17 protein-coding genes are annotated in these 18936 nt (G+C 62.7%); 15 read left to right on the top strand and 2 right to left on the bottom strand.

The annotated features are described in order from the left end of the window. Window positions 1-6 precede the first annotated feature (6 nt). The 5 genes from QE444_RS10020 to QE444_RS10040 all read left to right on the top strand — a co-directional run bounded on the left by QE444_RS10020 (window position 7) and on the right by QE444_RS10040 (window position 3941). Window positions 7-1008 carry a zinc transporter ZntB gene (locus tag QE444_RS10020; RefSeq protein ID WP_133859680.1) on the top strand — a complete coding sequence of 334 codons (1002 nt, stop codon included), beginning with the start codon at window positions 7-9 and terminating at the stop codon, window positions 1006-1008. 48 nt (window positions 1009-1056) lie between these two features. After that, on the top strand, window positions 1057-1320 hold the full coding sequence (locus QE444_RS10025) for a CrfX protein (RefSeq protein ID WP_133859679.1): 264 nt from the start codon (window positions 1057-1059) through the stop codon (window positions 1318-1320). Next, a complete protein-coding gene (locus QE444_RS10030; RefSeq protein ID WP_158895487.1) occupies window positions 1321-2145 on the top strand; it encodes a mechanosensitive ion channel family protein in 825 nt (274 codons plus the stop codon). 55 nt (window positions 2146-2200) lie between these two features. Further along, a complete protein-coding gene (sigX, locus tag QE444_RS10035) occupies window positions 2201-2785 on the top strand; it encodes an RNA polymerase sigma factor SigX (protein WP_309738233.1) in 585 nt (194 codons plus the stop codon). 100 nt (window positions 2786-2885) lie between these two features. Then, window positions 2886-3941 carry an OmpA family protein gene (locus tag QE444_RS10040; RefSeq protein ID WP_187978798.1) on the top strand — a complete coding sequence of 352 codons (1056 nt, stop codon included), beginning with the start codon at window positions 2886-2888 and terminating at the stop codon, window positions 3939-3941. Between the two features lie 135 nt (window positions 3942-4076). Here the strand turns inward: QE444_RS10040 and gltA are convergent, their stop codons facing one another. Continuing rightward, window positions 4077-5357: a citrate synthase gene (gene gltA / locus QE444_RS10045; protein WP_017638893.1), complete on the bottom strand. Its 1281-nt coding sequence runs from the start codon at window positions 5355-5357 to the stop codon at window positions 4077-4079. Between the two features lie 347 nt (window positions 5358-5704). Between gltA and sdhC the strand changes: the two genes are divergently transcribed. The 10 genes from sdhC to brnQ all read left to right on the top strand — a co-directional run bounded on the left by sdhC (window position 5705) and on the right by brnQ (window position 18552). Then, window positions 5705-6091, top strand: coding sequence for a succinate dehydrogenase, cytochrome b556 subunit (gene sdhC, locus QE444_RS10050; RefSeq protein WP_026083585.1), 387 nt, complete (start codon window positions 5705-5707; stop codon window positions 6089-6091). Continuing rightward, window positions 6085-6453: a succinate dehydrogenase, hydrophobic membrane anchor protein gene (sdhD, locus tag QE444_RS10055; protein ID WP_133859676.1), complete on the top strand. Its 369-nt coding sequence runs from the start codon at window positions 6085-6087 to the stop codon at window positions 6451-6453. Before sdhC ends, sdhD begins: the two co-directional genes overlap by 7 nt. A 3-nt stretch (window positions 6454-6456) precedes the next feature. Next, the gene (gene sdhA, locus QE444_RS10060) at window positions 6457-8229 is read left to right on the top strand and encodes a succinate dehydrogenase flavoprotein subunit (RefSeq protein ID WP_133859675.1); all 1773 of its coding nucleotides are present in this window, start codon (window positions 6457-6459) and stop codon (window positions 8227-8229) included. A gap of 11 nt (window positions 8230-8240) precedes the next feature. Beyond that, a complete protein-coding gene (locus QE444_RS10065; protein WP_007159253.1) occupies window positions 8241-8945 on the top strand; it encodes a succinate dehydrogenase iron-sulfur subunit in 705 nt (234 codons plus the stop codon). A gap of 185 nt (window positions 8946-9130) precedes the next feature. Next, the gene (locus QE444_RS10070; protein ID WP_309738246.1) at window positions 9131-11962 is read left to right on the top strand and encodes a 2-oxoglutarate dehydrogenase E1 component; all 2832 of its coding nucleotides are present in this window, start codon (window positions 9131-9133) and stop codon (window positions 11960-11962) included. Between the two features lie 42 nt (window positions 11963-12004). Beyond that, entirely contained in the window at window positions 12005-13225 is a 1221-nt protein-coding gene (odhB, locus tag QE444_RS10075) for a 2-oxoglutarate dehydrogenase complex dihydrolipoyllysine-residue succinyltransferase (RefSeq protein WP_133859673.1), read from the top strand. Window positions 13226-13305: 80 nt separating this feature from the next. Continuing rightward, complete coding sequence (gene lpdA, locus QE444_RS10080) at window positions 13306-14742, top strand: dihydrolipoyl dehydrogenase (RefSeq protein ID WP_133859672.1); 1437 nt, start codon at window positions 13306-13308, stop codon at window positions 14740-14742. 207 nt (window positions 14743-14949) lie between these two features. After that, window positions 14950-16116: an ADP-forming succinate--CoA ligase subunit beta gene (gene sucC, locus QE444_RS10085; RefSeq protein ID WP_064306646.1), complete on the top strand. Its 1167-nt coding sequence runs from the start codon at window positions 14950-14952 to the stop codon at window positions 16114-16116. Next, complete coding sequence (sucD, locus tag QE444_RS10090; RefSeq protein WP_133859671.1) at window positions 16116-17003, top strand: succinate--CoA ligase subunit alpha; 888 nt, start codon at window positions 16116-16118, stop codon at window positions 17001-17003. Before sucC ends, sucD begins: the two co-directional genes overlap by 1 nt. A 205-nt stretch (window positions 17004-17208) precedes the next feature. Continuing rightward, window positions 17209-18552, top strand: coding sequence for a branched-chain amino acid transport system II carrier protein (gene brnQ, locus QE444_RS10095; RefSeq protein ID WP_309738250.1), 1344 nt, complete (start codon window positions 17209-17211; stop codon window positions 18550-18552). 55 nt (window positions 18553-18607) lie between these two features. Here brnQ and QE444_RS10100 read toward each other — a convergent pair whose 3' ends face one another. Continuing rightward, entirely contained in the window at window positions 18608-18889 is a 282-nt protein-coding gene (locus QE444_RS10100; RefSeq protein ID WP_007159246.1) for a hypothetical protein, read from the bottom strand. Between the last annotated feature and the right edge of the window lie 47 nt (window positions 18890-18936).

The raw sequence follows: 18936 nt of genomic DNA on the forward strand, positions 1-18936 counted from the left end.
CGTCAGATGCAGCAGTACGACAGTGATGTGGAACAGGGTCTCATCTATGGCTATCTCCTCGATGGCCGTGGCGGCGGAAGACGCCTGAGTCGTCGGGAGCTGGCCGAGGCCGAGCCGGGCCCCGGCGAGGTGCTCTGGCTGCACTGGGATCGCAGCGTTCCCGAAGCCCAGGCCTGGCTCCGGCAATCCAGCGGCCTGAGCGAATTCGCCTGCGACCTGCTGCTGGAAGAGGCGACCCGCCCGCGGCTGGTCAATCAGCCCGACGACAGCCTGCTGCTGTTCCTGCGCGGGGTGAACCTCAATCCTGGCGCCGTGCCCGAAGACATGGTGTCGCTGCGGGTATTCGTCGACAAACGCCGGGTGATCTCGCTGCGCATGAGACCCATGAAGGCTGCCGCCGAAGTCCAGGAAGACCTGGAAGCGGGCATCGGCGCCCAGAGCGCCGAGGAACTGGTGCTCTATCTCGCCAGCTACATGACCAGCCGGGTCGATGACCTGGTGCGCGGCCTGTCCGACCAGCTCGATGGCCTCGAAGAGCAGGTCGACCAGGATGAGAACAGCCTGCCCGACCATGCCCAGGTGCTCACCCTCAGGCGTCGCGCGACCGGGTTGCGCCGTTACCTGGCCCCGCAGCGCGACATCTATGGCGATCTGGCCCGTGGCAAGCCCGCCTGGTTCGTCGAGGCGGCCAGTCAGGGGTACTGGAGCGAATTGCACAACAGCCTGGTGCGCAACCTGGAAGAACTCGAGGTAATGCGCGAGCGGGTGGCGCTGCTGCAGGACGCCGAACAGCGGGCGACCACGGAAAAGACCAATCGCACCCTCTATCTGCTGGCCATCATCACCGGTTTCTTCCTGCCCATCAGCTTCATCACCGGTCTGCTGGGAATGAACATGGGCGGCCTGCCGGGTTCGTCGTCTCCCTTCGGCTTCGTGGCCGCCTGCCTGCTGATCGCGGCGGTGTCGATCTTCCAGGTCTGGCTGTTTCGCCGACTGCGCTGGCTGTGACCCGCCTCCACCTCGTTGCGTCAAGAGGAAACGACCAGCGAGGTGCTTATGCACGATCCTTTCGAAGCGTCCCTCAAGGCGCTCCTTAATACCCCGGCCAACGCTCAGGACGAGGAGGGCGATGACCAGGCGCGCTTGCACCGGGTGCTCAAGACCGCCAACCGCCAGGTGGGCGCGGGTGCGCTGTTCGATCTGATCGGGCGGCACTGGGTATCGGTGCTGCTGCTGGCGCTGGGCAACGGTGCCCCTCATCTGAAGCCGCGCTCACGTCGCACCCGGCGTAGCGAATCTTCCCCGGAGATCCTGAAGTAGATGGAATTCGATATCTGGACCCAGAGTCTGTTGTCCGCCATGACCACCCTGTGGAGCAAGGTGGCCGGTTTCATTCCCAACGTCTTTGGCGCCCTGGTGGTGATCCTCGCCGGCTTCGCCGTCGCCAAGATTCTCGATACCGTGCTGTCGAAGGTACTCGCCAAACTCGGCCTGGATCGCATCCTTGCCGGTGCCGGTGTGACCAAACAGCTGGCCAAGATCGGCATCCGCATCCCGGTCACCACCCTGATCGGCCGGATTGTCTATTGGTTTGTCCTGCTGGTGTTCCTAGTGTCGGCCGCCGAATCCCTGGGCCTGCAGCGCGTGTCCTCCACCCTGGACGTCATGGCGCTCTATGTACCCAAGATCTTTGGTGCCGCCCTGGTGCTCATCGTTGGCGTGCTGCTGGCGCAACTGGTCAGTGGCCTGGTCCACGGCGCCGCCGAGGGTGTCGGCCTGGATTACGCCGCGGGGCTGGGGCGCCTGGCCCAGGGCCTGGTCATCATCATTTCGATTTCGGTCGCGGTCGGTCAGCTGGAGATCAAGACCGAGCTGCTGAACCTAGTCATCGCCATCGTGCTGACCGCCTTTGCCCTGGCCGCCGCCCTGGCCCTGGGTCTGGGCAGCCGGGGGCTGGTGTCGCAGATTCTGGCCGGCATCTATGTGCGCGAACTCTACGAAGTCGGCCAGTGGGTGACCCTGGCGGACGTCGAAGGCGAGATCGAGGAAATCGGGACCGCCAAGACCCTCATCATGACCGAGGAGGGCGATATCGTTTCGGTTCCGAACCGTCTATTACTGGAGGCTCAGGTGCGCAGCCGCTGACAGGCGCCGCGGAGATGGCTATCATGCCCGCCACTTTTTGGTAGCCAACTCCGTCTTGAACAAGCCTGCCCCTCATGCCTACGACCCGACTACGCTCAGTGATGAAGAGCTGGTCCAGCGCGCGCATGGTGAACTCTTCCACGTGACGCGAGCCTACGAAGAACTGATGCGCCGTTATCAGCGCACCCTGTTCAACGTCTGCGCCCGCTACCTGGGGAACGACCGGGATGCAGACGATGTCTGCCAGGAGATCATGCTGAAGGTGCTTTACGGTTTGAAGAATTTCGAGGGGAAATCGAAATTCAAGACCTGGCTGTACAGCATCACCTACAACGAGTGCATCACTCAGTACCGCAAGGAACGTCGCAAGCGGCGGCTGGTAGAGGCATTAAGTCTGGATCCGATGGAGGAAGCCTCCGAGGAACGGGCGCCGAAGCTGCAAGAGAAGGGAGGGATGGATCGCTGGCTGGTCCATGTGGGTCAGGTCGATCGGGAAATTCTGGTGCTGCGCTTCGTCGCCGAGCTGGAGTTCCAGGAGATCGCCGACATCATGCACATGGGCCTCAGCGCCACCAAGATGCGGTACAAGCGGGCACTCGACAAACTGCGTGACAAGTTCGCAGCTGAAGTTGAGGGCTGACCGGATGTGTCGGTCGTAAGTTTTTGAACTTCACGAAAACTTGTTGTCGAAGCCTCCGGAGATTGCCGGAATTAGTACCACTAAAATGGGGATACAAAGGATGAAACTGAAGAGCACCTTGGGCGTCGTTATCGGCTCCCTGCTGGCAAGCGCCTCGCTGAGCGCCCTGGCACAAGGTCAAGGCGCCGTCGAGACCGAGCTGTTCGGCAGCCGTCTGTTCACCGACAGCCAGCGCAACATGACCAATGCTGACCTGTACGGCGGTTCCGTTGGCTACTTCCTGACCGATGACGTTGAGCTGGCGTTGTCCTACGGTGAGTACCACAACGCCCGTGGCGACCACGACCTGGGTCACAAGAACATCAAGGGCAGCCTGGCCGCTCTGGATGCCTACTACCACTTCGGTCAGCCCGGCGTCGGCCTGCGTCCGTACGTGTCCGGTGGCTTCGCTCACCAGTCCATCAGCAACCGCGACATCAACGAAGGTGGTCGTGATCGCTCCACCTACGCCAACCTGGGTGCCGGCCTGAAGTACTACTTCACCGAGAACCTGTATGCCCGTACCGGCGTGCAAGCTAACTACAACATCGACTACGGCGACACCGAGTGGAGCGCTGCTGTAGGTGTTGGTCTGAACTTCGGTGGTTCCACCAAGAAAGAAGTCGCTCCGGCTCCGGCTCCGGCCCCCGTTGCTGACGTCTGCACCGATTCCGACAACGACGGCGTCTGCGACAACGTCGACAAGTGCCCGAACACCCCGGCCAACGTCACCGTTGACGCTACCGGCTGCCCGGCTGCTGCCGAAACCGTTCGCGTCGAGCTGGACGTGAAATTCGATTTCGACAAGGCCGTGGTCAAGCCCAACAGCTATGCCGACATCAAGAACCTGGCTGATTTCATGCAGCAGTACCCGCAGACCTCGACCACCGTTGAAGGCCACACCGACTCCGTCGGCACCGACGCCTACAACCAGAAGCTGTCCGAGCGTCGTGCCAACGCCGTGCGTAACGTCCTGGTTAACCAGTACGGCGTGCAGGGCGGCCGCGTGAATGCTGTTGGTTACGGCGAATCCCGCCCGGTTGCTGACAACGCCACCGAAGCCGGCCGCGCTGTCAACCGTCGCGTAGAAGCCGAAGTCGAAGCTCAGGCCAAGTAAGCTGCCTGATCCAGACTCGAAAAAGCCCGCCTAGTGCGGGCTTTTTCATGCCTGACGTTTCTCGTGCCCGACTTCGATCAAGTGCTACAGGCATAAAAAAACCCCGCCAAAGCGGGGTTCTTACTGGCGGATCGATCAGCCGCGATCGTCCGAGATGTCGCGTTGGGCAACGCCGGTGTACAGCTGGCGCGGCCGGCCGATCTTGTAGGGACCGGACAGCATTTCCTGCCAGTGCGAGATCCAGCCGACGGTCCGCGCCATGGCGAAGATCACGGTGAACATGCTGGTCGGGATACCGATCGCCTTGAGGATGATGCCGGAGTAGAAGTCCACGTTCGGGTAGAGGTTGCGCTCGACGAAGTAGGGGTCCTTGCGAGCCAGTTCTTCGAGGCGCATGGCCAGTTCCAGCTGCGGATCGTTGATGCCGAGCTCGGCCAGGACCTCGTCGCAGGTCTGCTTCATTACCGTGGCGCGCGGATCGAAGTTCTTGTAGACGCGATGGCCGAAGCCCATCAGCTTGAACGGATCGTTCTTGTCCTTGGCCTTGGCCACGAACTTGTCGATGTTGGCCACATCGCCGATCTCGTCCAGCATCTTCAGTACCGCTTCGTTCGCGCCACCGTGCGCCGGGCCCCAGAGGGCGGCGATACCGGCAGCGATACAGGCGAAGGGGTTGGCGCCCGACGAACCGGCCAGGCGGACGGTGGAGGTGGAGGCGTTCTGCTCATGGTCGGCATGCAGGATGAAGATGCGATCCATGGCGCGGGCCAGCACCGGGCTGATCGGCTTTTCCTCGCACGGGGTGTTGAACATCATGTGCAGGAAGTTTTCCGCGTATCCCAGGTTGTTGCGGGGATACATCATCGGCTGACCCATGGAGTACTTGTGCACCATGGCTGCCAGGGTCGGCATCTTGGCGATCAGGCGCATCGCCGAAATCTCGCGGTGCTGCGGATCGGTGATGTCCAGGGAGTCGTGGTAGAAGGCCGAGAGGGCGCCGACCACACCGCACATGATCGCCATGGGGTGCGCATCGCGGCGGAAGCCGTTGAAGAAGTTCTTCAGTTGCTCGTGAACCATGGTGTGGTTCTTGATGGTGTCAACGAACTGCGCCTTTTCTTGCGCGTTCGGCAATTCACCCTTGAGCAGCAGGTAACAGGTCTCGAGATAGTCGGATTTCTCCGCCAGTTGCTCGATCGGGTAGCCCCGGTGCAGCAGGATGCCCTTGTCACCATCGATATAGGTGATCTTGGACTCGCACGAGGCAGTGGACATGAAGCCCGGGTCAAAGGTGAACACACCAGTGGAGGTGAGGTTGCGAACATCGATCACGTCCGGGCCAAGGGTGCCGGACATAACGGGCAGGTCAACCGGATCCGCTCCCGAGATGATCAACTGCGCTTTCTTGTCAGCCATTAGGCCTCCTTATTTTGCTTTGAAATCATCAATAAACCCTCCACTCAGGGCCTCGCCCACTATAGAGGGATAAATTTGAAAGTCAATTTACGAAAATATCACCCTAAAGGCTCTTTCTGGGCGGATTGTGCGGCGAAAAGACCTTAACACGCAGGCTTCTGAATATCAGCTGGCGACGTCGGAATCGGGCATCCGCGTTTGTCATGAGTAGGCTAACTGTCTATAATTCTCGCCCGACCGTACCGGGTCGGCGAGCTGATGCCGAGCGGTCGAGACGCTTCCAACAGGAAGCGTGTAGCAGATGTGGAATCTCCTATAACTAGCCCGACCGCAATTGGGCCCTCAGTGTGAAAGAAGCCGTGAATAGCAAACGACCTGTAAACCTAGATCTCAGGACCATCAAACTACCTATCACAGCTTATACCTCGATTCTTCACCGTATCTCCGGCGTCATCCTGTTCCTCGGCATTGCAGTCATGCTTTATGGCCTGCACCTGTCCCTGGGCAGTCCGGAAGGCTTCGGCCAAGTGAAAGCTTTTCTGGCCTATCCGCTGGTCAAGCTCGTGATCTGGGGTCTGCTGTCTGCATTGCTCTACCACCTGGTCGCCGGCATTCGGCACCTGATCATGGATGGTGGCGCCGGCGAAACCCTGCAGGGCGGCAAGCTGGGTGCGCAGCTTGTGCTGGTCATTTCCGCAGTTCTGATCATTCTGGCAGGGGTTTGGGTATGGTAACCAACGTCACCAATCTTTCGCGTTCCGGTCTCTACGACTGGATGGCTCAACGGGTCTCGGCAGTCGTCCTTGCGGTCTACTTCCTCTTTATCATCGGCTACCTGATCCTTCATCCAGGGCTCACCTTCGAGCAATGGCACGGCCTGTTCTCCCACACCCTGATGCGCATCTTCAGCCTGCTGGCGCTGGTGTCCGTCTGCGTTCATGCCTGGGTTGGTATGTGGACCATCTCCACCGACTACCTGACCACCATGGCTATCGGCAAGGGCGCTACCGCCGTGCGTTTCCTGTTCCAGGCGGTATGCGGGTTCGCGATGTTCGCGTTCTTCGTCTGGGGCGTGCAGATCTTCTGGGGTGTTTGATCTATGTCCACAATTCGTCATATCTCGTTTGATGCCATCATCGTAGGTGGCGGCGGCGCCGGTATGCGCGCAGCGCTGCAACTGGCCCAGTCCGGTCACAAGACCGCGGTGATCACCAAGGTCTTCCCGACCCGTTCCCATACCGTGTCCGCCCAGGGCGGCATCACCTGCGCCATCGCCTCGGCCGACCCGAACGATGACTGGCGCTGGCACATGTACGACACCGTCAAGGGGTCGGACTACATCGGTGACCAGGACGCCATCGAGTACATGTGCTCCGTAGGCCCGGAAGCGGTCTTCGAACTCGAGCACATGGGTCTGCCGTTCTCCCGCACCGAGCAGGGCCGCATCTATCAGCGGCCCTTCGGCGGCCAGTCCAAGGACTACGGCAAGGGCGGCCAGGCCGCGCGGACCTGCGCCGCGGCCGACCGTACCGGTCACGCCCTGCTGCACACCCTCTATCAGGGCAACCTGAAGAACAACACGGTATTCCTCAACGAGTGGTACGCCGTGGATCTGGTGAAGAACCAGGACGGCGTCATCGTCGGGGTCATCGCCATCTGCATCGAGACCGGCGAGACCGTCTACGTCAAGGCCAAGGCCACCGTACTGGCCACTGGCGGTGCGGGCCGTATCTATGCCTCCACCACCAACGCCCTGATCAACACCGGTGACGGCGTCGGCATGGCGCTGCGCGCCGGTGTGCCGGTGCAGGACATCGAGATGTGGCAGTTCCACCCCACCGGCATCGCCGGCGCCGGGGTGCTGGTCACCGAGGGTTGCCGTGGTGAGGGTGGCTATCTGATCAACAAGCACGGCGAGCGCTTCATGGAGCGCTATGCGCCCAACGCCAAGGACCTGGCCGGTCGCGACGTGGTCGCCCGTTCCATGGTCAAGGAAGTGCTGGCCGGCAACGGTTGCGGTCCGGATGGCGACCACGTGCTGCTGAAGCTGGACCACCTAGGTGAAGACGTGCTGCACAGCCGTCTGCCCGGCATCTGCGAACTGTCCAAGACCTTCGCCCATGTCGACCCGGTCGTCGCGCCGGTGCCCGTGATCCCCACCTGCCACTATATGATGGGCGGCATCGCCACCAACATTCATGGTCAGGCCATCACTCAGGACGCCAACGGCAACGACAGAATCATCGAAGGCCTGTTCGCCGTGGGCGAAGTGGCTTGCGTGTCCGTGCACGGCGCCAACCGCCTGGGTGGCAACTCGCTGCTGGACCTGGTGGTCTTCGGTCGTGCGGCCGGTCTGCATCTGGAGAAGGCGCTCAAGGACGGCATCGAGCACCGCGGTGCTTCGGAAAGCGACCTGGAAGCCTCGCTGCAGCGTCTGTCCGGCGTCAATGAGCGGACCACTGGCGACGACGTCGCCACGCTGCGCAAGCAGCTGCAGACCTGCATGCAGAACTACTTCGGGGTGTTCCGCACCGGCGAGTACATGCAGAAGGGCATCGCCGAGCTGGCCGATCTGCGCGAGCGCATCGCCAAGGTCAAGATCAACGACAAGAGCCAGGGCTTCAACACCGCCCGTATCGAGGCGCTCGAGTTGCAGAACCTGCTGGAAGTGGCCGAAGCGACCGCCATCGCTGCCGAAAACCGCAAGGAGTCCCGTGGTGCTCACGCCCGTGAAGACTTCGAAGAGCGTGACGACGAGAACTGGCTGTGCCACACCCTCTATTTCCCCGGTGAAAAGCGGGTCAGTAAGCGTGGAGTCAACTTCGCGCCCAAGACCGTACCGATGTTCGAACCCAAGGTTCGGACTTACTAAAGGTGACCACCATGTTGAAAGTCAGCGTTTATCGTTACAACCCGGATCAGGACGGCCTGCCGTCCATGCAGGAGTTCCAGGTCGATACCGGTGGGAAGGACCTCATGGTGCTGGACGTCCTGGCTCTGATCAAAGAGCAGGATGAAGGCTTCTCCTACCGTCGTTCCTGCCGCGAAGGCGTGTGCGGCTCCGACGGCATGAACATCAACGGCAAGAACGGCCTGGCGTGCATCACGCCGCTGTCGGCCGTGGTCAAGAACGACAAGCTGGTCGTGCGCCCGCTGCCCGGCCTGCCGGTCATCCGTGACCTGGTCGTCGACATGAGCATCTTCTACAAGCAGTACGAGAAGGTGAAGCCGTTCCTGCAGAACGAGACTCCGGCCCCGGCCATCGAGCGCCTGCAGAGCCCGGAAGACCGCGAGAAGATCGATGGTCTGTACGAGTGCATCCTGTGTGCCTGCTGCTCGACGTCCTGCCCGTCCTTCTGGTGGAACCCCGACAAGTTCCTCGGCCCCGCCGCGCTGCTGCAGGCCTATCGCTTCCTGGCCGACAGTCGTGACACCAAGACCCAGGAACGTCTGGCGGCCATGGACGATCCGTTCAGCGTGTTCCGCTGCCGGTCGATCATGAACTGCGTGGCGGTCTGTCCCAAGGGGCTGAACCCGACCAAGGCCATTGGCCATGTGCGGGCGATGCTGCTGCAGAGCGGTACCTGATCCACGTCCCGCCCGGCCAGTTGTGCCGGGCGGGTTCGTTAGCGACCTCGATAGCTTGATTCAACCAATGTCCATTCAGGGATACCCGGAACAGCATCCGGGCATTGGCGCAGCCGTAGGGAGGCCAGGTCTCACGTCGAGACTGGTTATCGGCTGATGCTATCTCTGCCGAAGGGGTGAACTAGATGCACGAAAGTCAGATGCAGCAACTGTGGGACAGCGCTCACCTGTCCGGCAGTAACGCTGCCTATGTGGAAGAGCTCTATGAGCTGTTTCTGCACGATGCCAACGCTGTGCCGGAAGAGTGGCGCACCTACTTCCAGAAGCTGCCTGCGGTCACTGGCAATTCGCCGGACGTCGCGCATTCCGCGATCCGTGACCATTTCGTGCTGTTGGGCAAGAACCAGCGGCGAGCTCAACCGGTTTCGGCCGGTACCGTCAGTTCCGAGCACGAGAAGAAGCAGGTCGAAGTCCTGCGTCTGATCCAGGCGTATCGTCTGCAGGGCCATCAGGCTGCCCAACTCGACCCCCTGGGTCTGTGGAAGCGTCAGCCGCCTGCCGATCTGCTGCTCAACCACTATGGGTTGACCGATGCCGATCTGGATACCACCTTCCGCACCGGTGAATTGTTCATCGGCAAAGAGGAAGCAACTCTCCGTGAAATCAGGGATGCGCTGCAAGAGACATATTGCCGCACGGTCGGTGCGGAGTTCATGCACATCGTCGATTCCGAGGAGCGCCGCTGGTTCCTGCAGCGCCTGGAGAGCGTCCGTGGCCGCCCGCAGTATTCCCCTGAAGTCCGCACCCATCTGCTGGAGCGCCTGACCGCCGCCGAAGGCCTGGAAAAGTACCTGGGCACCAAGTACCCGGGCACCAAGCGTTTCGGCCTGGAAGGGGGCGAGAGTCTGATTCCGCTGATCGACGAGATCATCCAGCGTTCCGGTTCCTATGGCGTCAAGGAGCTGGTGATCGGCATGGCCCACCGTGGCCGCCTGAACGTGCTGGTCAACACCCTGGGCAAGAACCCGCGCGACCTGTTCGACGAGTTCGAAGGCAAGAAGCTGGTCGAGCTGGGCTCCGGTGACGTCAAGTACCACCAGGGTTTCTCCTCCAACGTCATGACCCAGGGCGGCGAAGTCCACCTGGCGCTGGCGTTCAACCCTTCGCACTTGGAGATCGTCTCTCCGGTGGTGGAAGGTTCGGTACGTGCCCGCCAGGATCGCCGCGGTGATCGCTCCGGCGACAAGGTCGTACCCGTCGCCATCCACGGCGACGCGGCCTTCGCGGGTCAGGGCGTGGTCATGGAAACCTTCCAGATGTCGCAGACCCGTGCCTACAAGACCGGCGGCACCCTGCACCTCGTCATCAACAACCAGGTGGGCTTCACCACCAACCGCCAGGAAGACGCGCGCTCCACCGAGTACGCCACCGACGTCGCCAAGATGATCCAGGCGCCGATCTTCCACGTGAACGGCGACGATCCCGAAGCGGTGCTGTTCGTCACCCAGCTGGCGGTCGACTACCGCATGCAGTTCAAGCGTGACATCGTCATCGACCTGGTGTGCTACCGCCGTCGCGGCCACAACGAGGCCGACGAGCCGAGCGGCACCCAGCCGCTGATGTACCAGCAGATCGCCAAGCAGCGCACCACCCGCGATCTCTATGCCGATGCCCTGACCCAGGCCGGCGTGGTCACCGCCGAGCAGGTCCAGGCGCAGTTCGAAGCCTACCGCGGCGCCCTCGACGAGGGCCGTCACGTCGTGGCCAGCCTGGTCAAGGAACCCAATCGCGACCTGTTCGTCGACTGGAAACCCTACCTCGGCCACGCCTGGACCGCCCGGCACGACACCGGCTTCGACCTCAAGACCCTGCAGGACCTGGCCAACAAGCTGCTGCAGGTTCCGGAAGGCGTCGTGGTCCAGCGTCAGGTCGGCAAGATCCTCGAAGACCGCCAGAAGATGACTGCTGGCGGTCTGCCCCTGAACTGGGGCTTCGCCGAGACCATGGCCTACGCCACCCTGTTGCACGAAGGCCACCCGATCCGCATCACCGGTCAGGACGTCGGCCGTGGCACCTTCTCGCACCGTCACGCGGTGCTGCACAACCAGAAGGACGCCGTACCCTACGTGCCCCTGCAGCACCTGGCCGAAGACCAGCCGTCGTTCGAGATCTACGACTCCTTCCTCTCCGAGGAAGCGGTGCTGGGCTTCGAATACGGTTATGCCACCACCACGCCCAATGCGCTGGTGGTCTGGGAAGCCCAGTTCGGTGACTTCGCCAACGGCGCCCAGGTGGTCATCGACCAGTTCATCACCAGCGGCGAGATCAAGTGGGGTCGTCTGTGCGGCCTGACCATGCTGCTGCCCCATGGCTATGAAGGCCAGGGTCCGGAGCACTCGTCGGCTCGCCTGGAGCGTTACCTGCAACTGTGCGCCGAGCAGAACATCCAGGTCTGCGTACCGACCACGCCGGCGCAGATCTACCATCTGCTGCGGCGTCAGGTGATCCGCCCGCTGCGCAAGCCGCTGGTGGTGCTCACGCCCAAGTCGCTGCTGCGCCACAAGCTGGCCATCTCGACCCTGGAAGACCTGGCCCATGGTTCGTTCCAGACCGTGATCAACGAGCTGGATCAGATCCATGCCCAGCAGGTTAAGCGCCTGGTCCTGTGCAGCGGCAAGGTCTACTACGACCTGCTGGAAAAGCGCCGCAGCGAGAATCGCCAGGACATCGTTATCGTGCGTCTGGAGCAGCTCTATCCGTTCCCGGAAGACGATCTGGCCGAGGTGCTGGCGGGCTACCCGAACCTCGAGCGCGTGGTCTGGTGCCAGGAAGAGCCGATGAACCAGGGTGCCTGGTACTGCAGCCAGCATCACATGCGTCGCGCCGTGTCCGCCTACAAGCAGGGCCTGGGTCTGGAATACGCCGGTCGCGATGCGTCCGCCGCACCGGCCTGTGGCTATGCCTCCATGCACGCCGAGCAGCAGGAAAAACTGCTGAACGATGCTTTCTCCGTTTGATTCGCCACGCGACTACTAGAGATCACTAAGGAAATTCATAGAATGGCTATCGAGATCAAAGCCCCTACCTTCCCGGAATCGGTCGCTGACGGCACCGTCGCCACCTGGCACAAGAAGCCGGGCGAAGCGGTCAAGCGTGACGAATTGCTGGTTGACATCGAGACCGACAAGGTCGTGCTGGAAGTCGTGGCACCTGTCGATGGTGTCCTGGCCGAGGTCCTGAAGAACGAAGGCGACACGGTGCTGAGCGAAGAAGTCATCGCTCGCGTGGAAGAGGGTGCCACTGCCGCCGCCGCGCCGGCTGCCCAGCCGACCGCTGCCAGCGCTCCGGCTGCCGCGCCGGCCGCCGGTGGTGAAGAGGACCCGATCCTGGCTCCTGCCGCACGCAAGATCGCCGAAGAGAACGGCATCGATCCGGCTACCCTGGTCGGCACCGGCAAGGGCGGTCGCATCACCAAGGAAGACGCCGTCGCCGCCGTCGAGGCCAAGAAGTCCGGCGCCGCCGCTCCGGCTGCCAAGCCCGCTGCCGCCGCCGCTCCGGTGGTGACCGCCGCTGGCGACCGTACCGAGAAGCGCGTGCCCATGACCCGCCTGCGGGCCAAGGTCGCCGAGCGCCTGGTGGAAGCCCAGTCCAGCATGGCCATGCTGACGACCTTCAACGAGGTCAACATGAAGCCGATCATGGACCTGCGCTCCAAGTACAAGGACATGTTCGAGAAGAAGCACAATGGCGTGCGCCTGGGCTTCATGTCCTTCTTCGTCAAGGCCGCCACCGAGGCGCTCAAGCGTCAGCCGGGCGTCAACGCCTCCATCGACGGTAACGACATCGTCTATCACGGTTACCAGGATATCGGCGTGGCCGTGTCCAGCGACCGTGGCCTGGTGGTTCCGGTGCTGCGCAACGCCGAGTTCATGAGCCTGGCGGAAGTGGAAGGCACCATCGCCGACTTCGGCAAGAAGGCCAAGGCCGGCAAGCTGACCATGGACGACATGCAAGGCGGTACCTTCACCATCTCCAACGGTGGTGTCTTCGGTTCGCTGCTGTCCACGCCCATCGTCAACCCGCCGCAGACCGCGATCCTGGGCATGCACAAGATCCAGGAGCGCCCCATGGCGGTGAACGGCCAGGTCGTGATCCTGCCGATGATGTATCTTGCGCTGTCCTACGACCATCGCCTGATCGATGGCAAGGAAGCCGTGACCTTCCTGGTCACCATGAAGGACCTGCTGGAAGACCCGGCTCGTCTGCTGCTGGACATCTGATCCGGCTCTCGCGGTGCGGGGCAGGGGCCACGCACCGCTTCAAGTTTTCCTGCCTGAAGCTGCTCCAAGGGGATTAGTGTATGAGCGACAAATTCGACGTAGTGGTGATCGGCGCAGGCCCTGGTGGCTACGTGGCCGCCATCCGCGCCGCGCAGCTCGGTCTGAAGACGGCCTGTGTCGAGCGCTACAAGGGCAAGGAAGGCAAGGTCGCCCTGGGCGGCACCTGCCTGAACGTGGGTTGCATTCCCTCCAAGGCGCTGCTGGACAGCTCCTACAAGTACCACGAGGCCCACGAGGGCTTTAAGGTCCACGGCATCGACGCGCCGAACGTCACCATCGACGTGCCCACCATGATCGGTCGCAAGGACCAGATCGTGAAGAACCTCACCGGCGGCGTGGCCACCCTGTTCAAGGCGAACGGCGTGACCCTGCTGGAAGGCAACGGCAAGCTGCTGTCCGGCAAGAAGGTCGAAGTCACAGGTCTGGACGGCAACGTCCAGGTAGTCGAGGCCGAGAACGTCATCCTGGCGTCCGGCTCGCGTCCCATCGACATCCCGCCGGCTCCGGTGGACCAGAAGGTCATCGTCGATTCCACCGGCGCCCTGGAATTCCAGAGCGTGCCCAAGCGTCTGGGCGTGATCGGTGCCGGCGTCATCGGCCTGGAGCTGGGTTCGGTCTGGGCTCGCCTGGGCGCCGAAGTCACCGTGCTGGAAGCGCTGGACAAGTTCCTGGTCGCCGCCGATGAGCAGGTGTCCAAGGAAGCCTACAAGATCCTCTCCAAGCAGGGTCTGAACATCCGCATGGGTGCTCGCGTGACCGGTTCCCAAGTGAACGGCGAAGAAGTCACCGTCAACTACACCGAAGCCGGTGAAGAAAAGCAGATCACCTTCGATCGTCTGATCGTCGCCGTGGGCCGTCGTCCGGTCACCACCGACCTGCTGGCATCCGACAGCGGCGTGGAAAGCGACGAGCGTGGCTACATCTACGTCGACGACCATTGCGCTACCAGCGTGCCGGGCGTGTTCGCCATCGGCGACTGCGTGCGCGGTCTGATGCTGGCCCACAAGGCCTCGGAAGAAGGCGTGATGGTTGCCGAGCGCATCGCCGGTCACAAGGCCCAGATGAACTATGATCTGGTCCCCTCGGTGATCTACACCCACCCGGAAATCGCGTGGGTCGGCAAGACCGAGCAGGCCCTGAAGGCCGAAGGCGTCGAAGTCAATGTCGGCACCTTCCCTTTCGCGGTCAGCGGTCGTGCCCTGGCGGCCAACGACACCGCCGGCTTCGTCAAGGTCGTGGCGGATGCCAAGACCGATCGCGTCCTGGGCGTCCATGTGGTCGGCCCGAGCGCGGCGGAGCTGGTGCAGCAAGGCGCCATCGCCATGGAATTCGGCTCCAGCGCCGAAGACCTGGGCATGATGGTGTTCTCGCACCCGACGCTGTCCGAGGCGCTGCACGAAGCGGCCCTGGCGGTGAACGGTCATGCGATCCACGCGGTGAATCGCAAGAAGCGGTAAGAGATTTACAGAACCACGGGGTTGCCGACCGCCGTGGAGCCTCAGGGCTCCACCGCAGGAAGGCACCTCGGACTCTTGTTAGTGGGGTGTGAGACACCCCACTAGGGCAGGGGTCACAGGTGGCGCGGTGCCCGCGACCGTCCGGAGGACGGCTCGGAGAACGCACAGCGTCGAATGCGCAATACCCAACGAAGACGGTAGACAAGCATGAATCTCCACGAGTATCAGGGTAAGCAGCTGTTCGCTGAATACGGCCTGCCCGTTTCCAAAGGCTACGCTGTCGACACCCCCCAGGAGGCCTACGAGGCTTGCGGCCGTATCGGCGGCGACGAGTGGGTCGTCAAGGCCCAGGTACATGCCGGTGGCCGTGGCAAGGCCGGTGGTGTGAAACTGGTCAAGAGCAAGGAAGAAGCCAAGGAATTCGCCGCCAAGTGGCTGGGCCAGCGTCTGGTGACCTACCAGACCGACGCCAACGGTCAGCCGGTCACCAAGATCCTGGTTGAATCCTGCACCGACATCGATCAGGAGCTCTATCTGGGCGCCGTGGTCGATCGTTCCAGCCGCCGTATCGTGTTCATGGCGTCCACCGAAGGTGGCGTGGACATCGAGAAAGTCGCTCACGACACTCCGGAAAAGATTCTCAAGGCCACCATCGATCCGCTGGTGGGCGCTCAGCCCTACCAGGGTCGCGACCTGGCTTTCCAGCTGGGCCTGAAAGGTGACCAGATCAAGCAGTTCACCCAGATTTTCGTCGGTCTGGCCAAGCTGTTCCAGGACTACGACCTGGCGCTGCTGGAAGTGAACCCGCTGGTGATCAAGAAGGACGGCAACCTGCACTGCCTGGATGCCAAGATCAACATCGACAGCAACGCCATCTACCGTCAGCCCAAGCTGCGCGCCTTCCACGACCCGTCGCAGGACGACGCCCGTGAAGCCCATGCGCAGAAGTGGGAACTGAACTACGTGGCCCTGGAAGGCAGCATCGGCTGCATGGTCAACGGTGCCGGTCTGGCCATGGGTACCATGGACATCGTCAACCTGCACGGCGGCAAGCCGGCCAACTTCCTCGACGTTGGCGGTGGCGCGACCAAAGAGCGCGTGACCGAGGCGTTCAAGATCATCCTGTCCGACAGCAACGTGAAGGCCGTTCTGGTCAACATCTTCGGCGGCATCGTGCGCTGCGACATGATCGCCGAAGGCATCATCGGCGCCGTGAAAGAAGTTGGCGTGAAGGTGCCGGTCGTGGTTCGCCTGGAAGGCAACAACGCCGAACTCGGTGCCAAGGTCCTGGCCGAAAGCGGCCTGAACATCATCGCGGCAACCAGCCTGACCGACGCTGCCCAGCAGGTCGTCAAGGCCGCGGAGGGTAAGTAATGAGCGTCCTGATCAACAAAGACACCAAGGTCATCTGCCAGGGCTTCACCGGTAGCCAGGGTACCTTCCACTCCGAACAGGCCATCGCCTATGGCACCCAGATGGTCGGCGGCGTGACCCCCGGCAAGGGCGGCTCCACCCACCTGGGTCTGCCGGTGTTCAACACCGTGCGTGAAGCCGTCGAAGCCACTGGCGCCGACGCTTCGGTGATCTATGTGCCGGCTCCCTTCTGCAAAGACTCCATCATGGAAGCGGCGCTGGGCGGCATCAAGCTGATCGTCTGCATCACCGAGGGTATCCCCACCCTCGACATGCTGGATGCCAAGGTGAAGTGCGACGAGCTGGGCGTACGCCTGATCGGCCCGAACTGCCCCGGCGTCATCACCCCCGGCGAGTGCAAGATCGGCATCATGCCCGGTCACATTCACCTGCCGGGCAAGGTCGGTATCGTGTCGCGTTCCGGCACCCTGACCTATGAAGCCGTGAAGCAGACCACCGATGCCGGCTTCGGCCAGTCCACCTGCGTGGGCATCGGCGGCGATCCCATTCCGGGTTCGAACTTCATCGATATCCTGAAGTTGTTCCAGGAAGATCCGCAGACCGAAGCCATCGTGATGATCGGCGAGATCGGCGGCAGCGCTGAAGAAGAAGCCGCGGCCTACATCAAGGCCAACGTGACCAAGCCGGTGGTGTCCTACATCGCCGGTGTCACCGCACCGCCCGGCAAGCGCATGGGCCACGCCGGCGCCATCATCTCCGGCGGCAAGGGTACTGCGGACGAGAAGTTCGCCGCCCTGCAGGACGCGGGTGTGAAGACCGTGCGTTCCCTGGCTGACATCGGCAAGGCCCTGGCCGAGCTGACCGGTTGGGAAGTCAAGAAGGCCTGAGCCTGACTGACGATAGAAAAGGCCGCCTTCGGGCGGCCTTTTTCATGGGCGCGACCATGACGCCTCATCAGCTGCCGGCTGCCTTTTCGCCGGTAATTCGTTAGGATGGCAACCTTCCGCTCCAACGGCCACCCCGTGGCCCCGCCAAGACCTGCTCCCATGAGGGCGGGCTGCCTTGTTTTCCTCATTGCTGGTACTGCCTTCCATGAAAGCTTTGCAAAGCCGGGATGTCCTGGCCCTTGGATTCATGACGTTCGCGTTGTTCGTCGGCGCGGGCAACATCATCTTTCCCCCGATCGTCGGTCTGCAGGCGGGCGAGCACGTCTGGAGCGCCGCCCTGGGCTTTCTGCTGACTGCTGTCGGCCTGCCGGTGCTGACGCTGATCGCCCTGGCACGGGTCGGAGGCGGCATGGACGCCCTGAGCAAGCCGCTCGGCCAGACCGCCGCGCGCACCCTGGCCATCGTCTGCTACCTGTCGGTGGGCCCGCTGTTCGCCACGCCGCGCACCGCCACGGTATCCTTCGAGGTCGGCGTCGCGCCGCTGCTGGGCAACGGACCCATACCGCTGTTCCTCTACAGCCTGGCCTATTTCCTGGTGGTGCTGGTGGTTTCGCTCTATCCGGGACGCCTGCTCGATACCGTGGGGCGCTTTCTCGGTCCGCTGAAGATCCTGGCGCTGGCGGTACTGGGCGGCGCCGCGCTGTTCTGGCCGGCTGGCGGTCCTGCCACGGCGGCACCGGACTACGCCTCGCGGGCGCTGTCCCAGGGCTTCGTCAACGGCTACCTGACCATGGATACCCTGGGCGCCCTGGTATTCGGCATCGTCATCGTCAACGCCATTCGTGCCCGTGGCGTGACGGCGCCGCAGCTGCTGACGCGCTACACCATCATCGCCGGGCTGATTGCCGGGGCAGGGCTGGTGCTGGTCTACCTGAGTCTGTTCCAGCTCGGCGCCGGTAGCGGAGTGCTGGTGCCCCATGCCAGCAATGGCGCCGAGGTCCTGCATGCCTATGTGCAGCACACCTTCGGCAGTGTCGGCAGCGACTTCCTCGCGGTGCTGATCACCCTGGCCTGCCTGGTCACCGCGGTGGGCCTGACCTGCGCCTGCGCGGAGTTCTTCAGCGAATTCCTGCCGTTCAGCTATCGCAGTCTGGTGGTTCTGCTGGCGGCCTTCTCGCTGTTGGTGTCCAACCTGGGTCTGACCCAGCTGATCCAGATCTCGGTGCCGATCCTGACCGCCATCTATCCGCCCTGCATCGCCCTGGTGGTGATGAGCTTCTTCATCGCCCGCTGGGTGGCGCCCGGGCGCATCCTCGGGCCGGTGCTGCTGGTGGCCCTGGCCTTCGGCATCCTCGATGGCCTGCAGGCGGCGCACCTGACGGTGCCCTATCTGAGCGGTGCCGTACAGTGGCTGCCGCTGGCCGACTCGGGGCTGGGCTGGCTGTTGCCGGCCGTGGTGGTGGGGCTGGTCGCCCTGACGCTGGAAAGCCTGCGGCCTGGCGAACGCGTCCAAGAGGACGAGGCCGAACCGGATCCCTCACGTTCCTGAATCAGCCGCCCACAAAAAAGCCCGCCTAAGCGGGCTTTTTTCATATCCAGACAGCTTACGGCTTGGGCTGGGTAGCCGGCGCGTTGCCGTTGGCGGTACCGGTGGCCGGGCTGACCGAGGTGGCTTCGCCTTTGGATTGCTCCTTGGCAGCCTCGTTGGCGGCTTCGTTGCGCTGCTCAGCAGCCTTGTTGCTCTGCTCAGCGGCTTTGTTCAGGTTTTCCTGGGCTTTCTGTTCGGTCTTGGCAGCATCCTGAGCCTTGTTTTCGGAAGGCTTGTCACAGGCGGCGAGGCCGAAGGCGGCAGTGAAGAGCAGGGCAATAGCGAAGGGCTTTTTCATGTGTTTTCTCCTTATGAACTACACGACAGCCGTTCGAGCGCCCCGTT

The organism is Pseudomonas sp. SORGH_AS_0199, from assembly GCF_031453735.1.
Classification (GTDB): Bacteria; Pseudomonadota; Gammaproteobacteria; order Pseudomonadales; family Pseudomonadaceae; genus Chryseomonas; species Chryseomonas aestiva.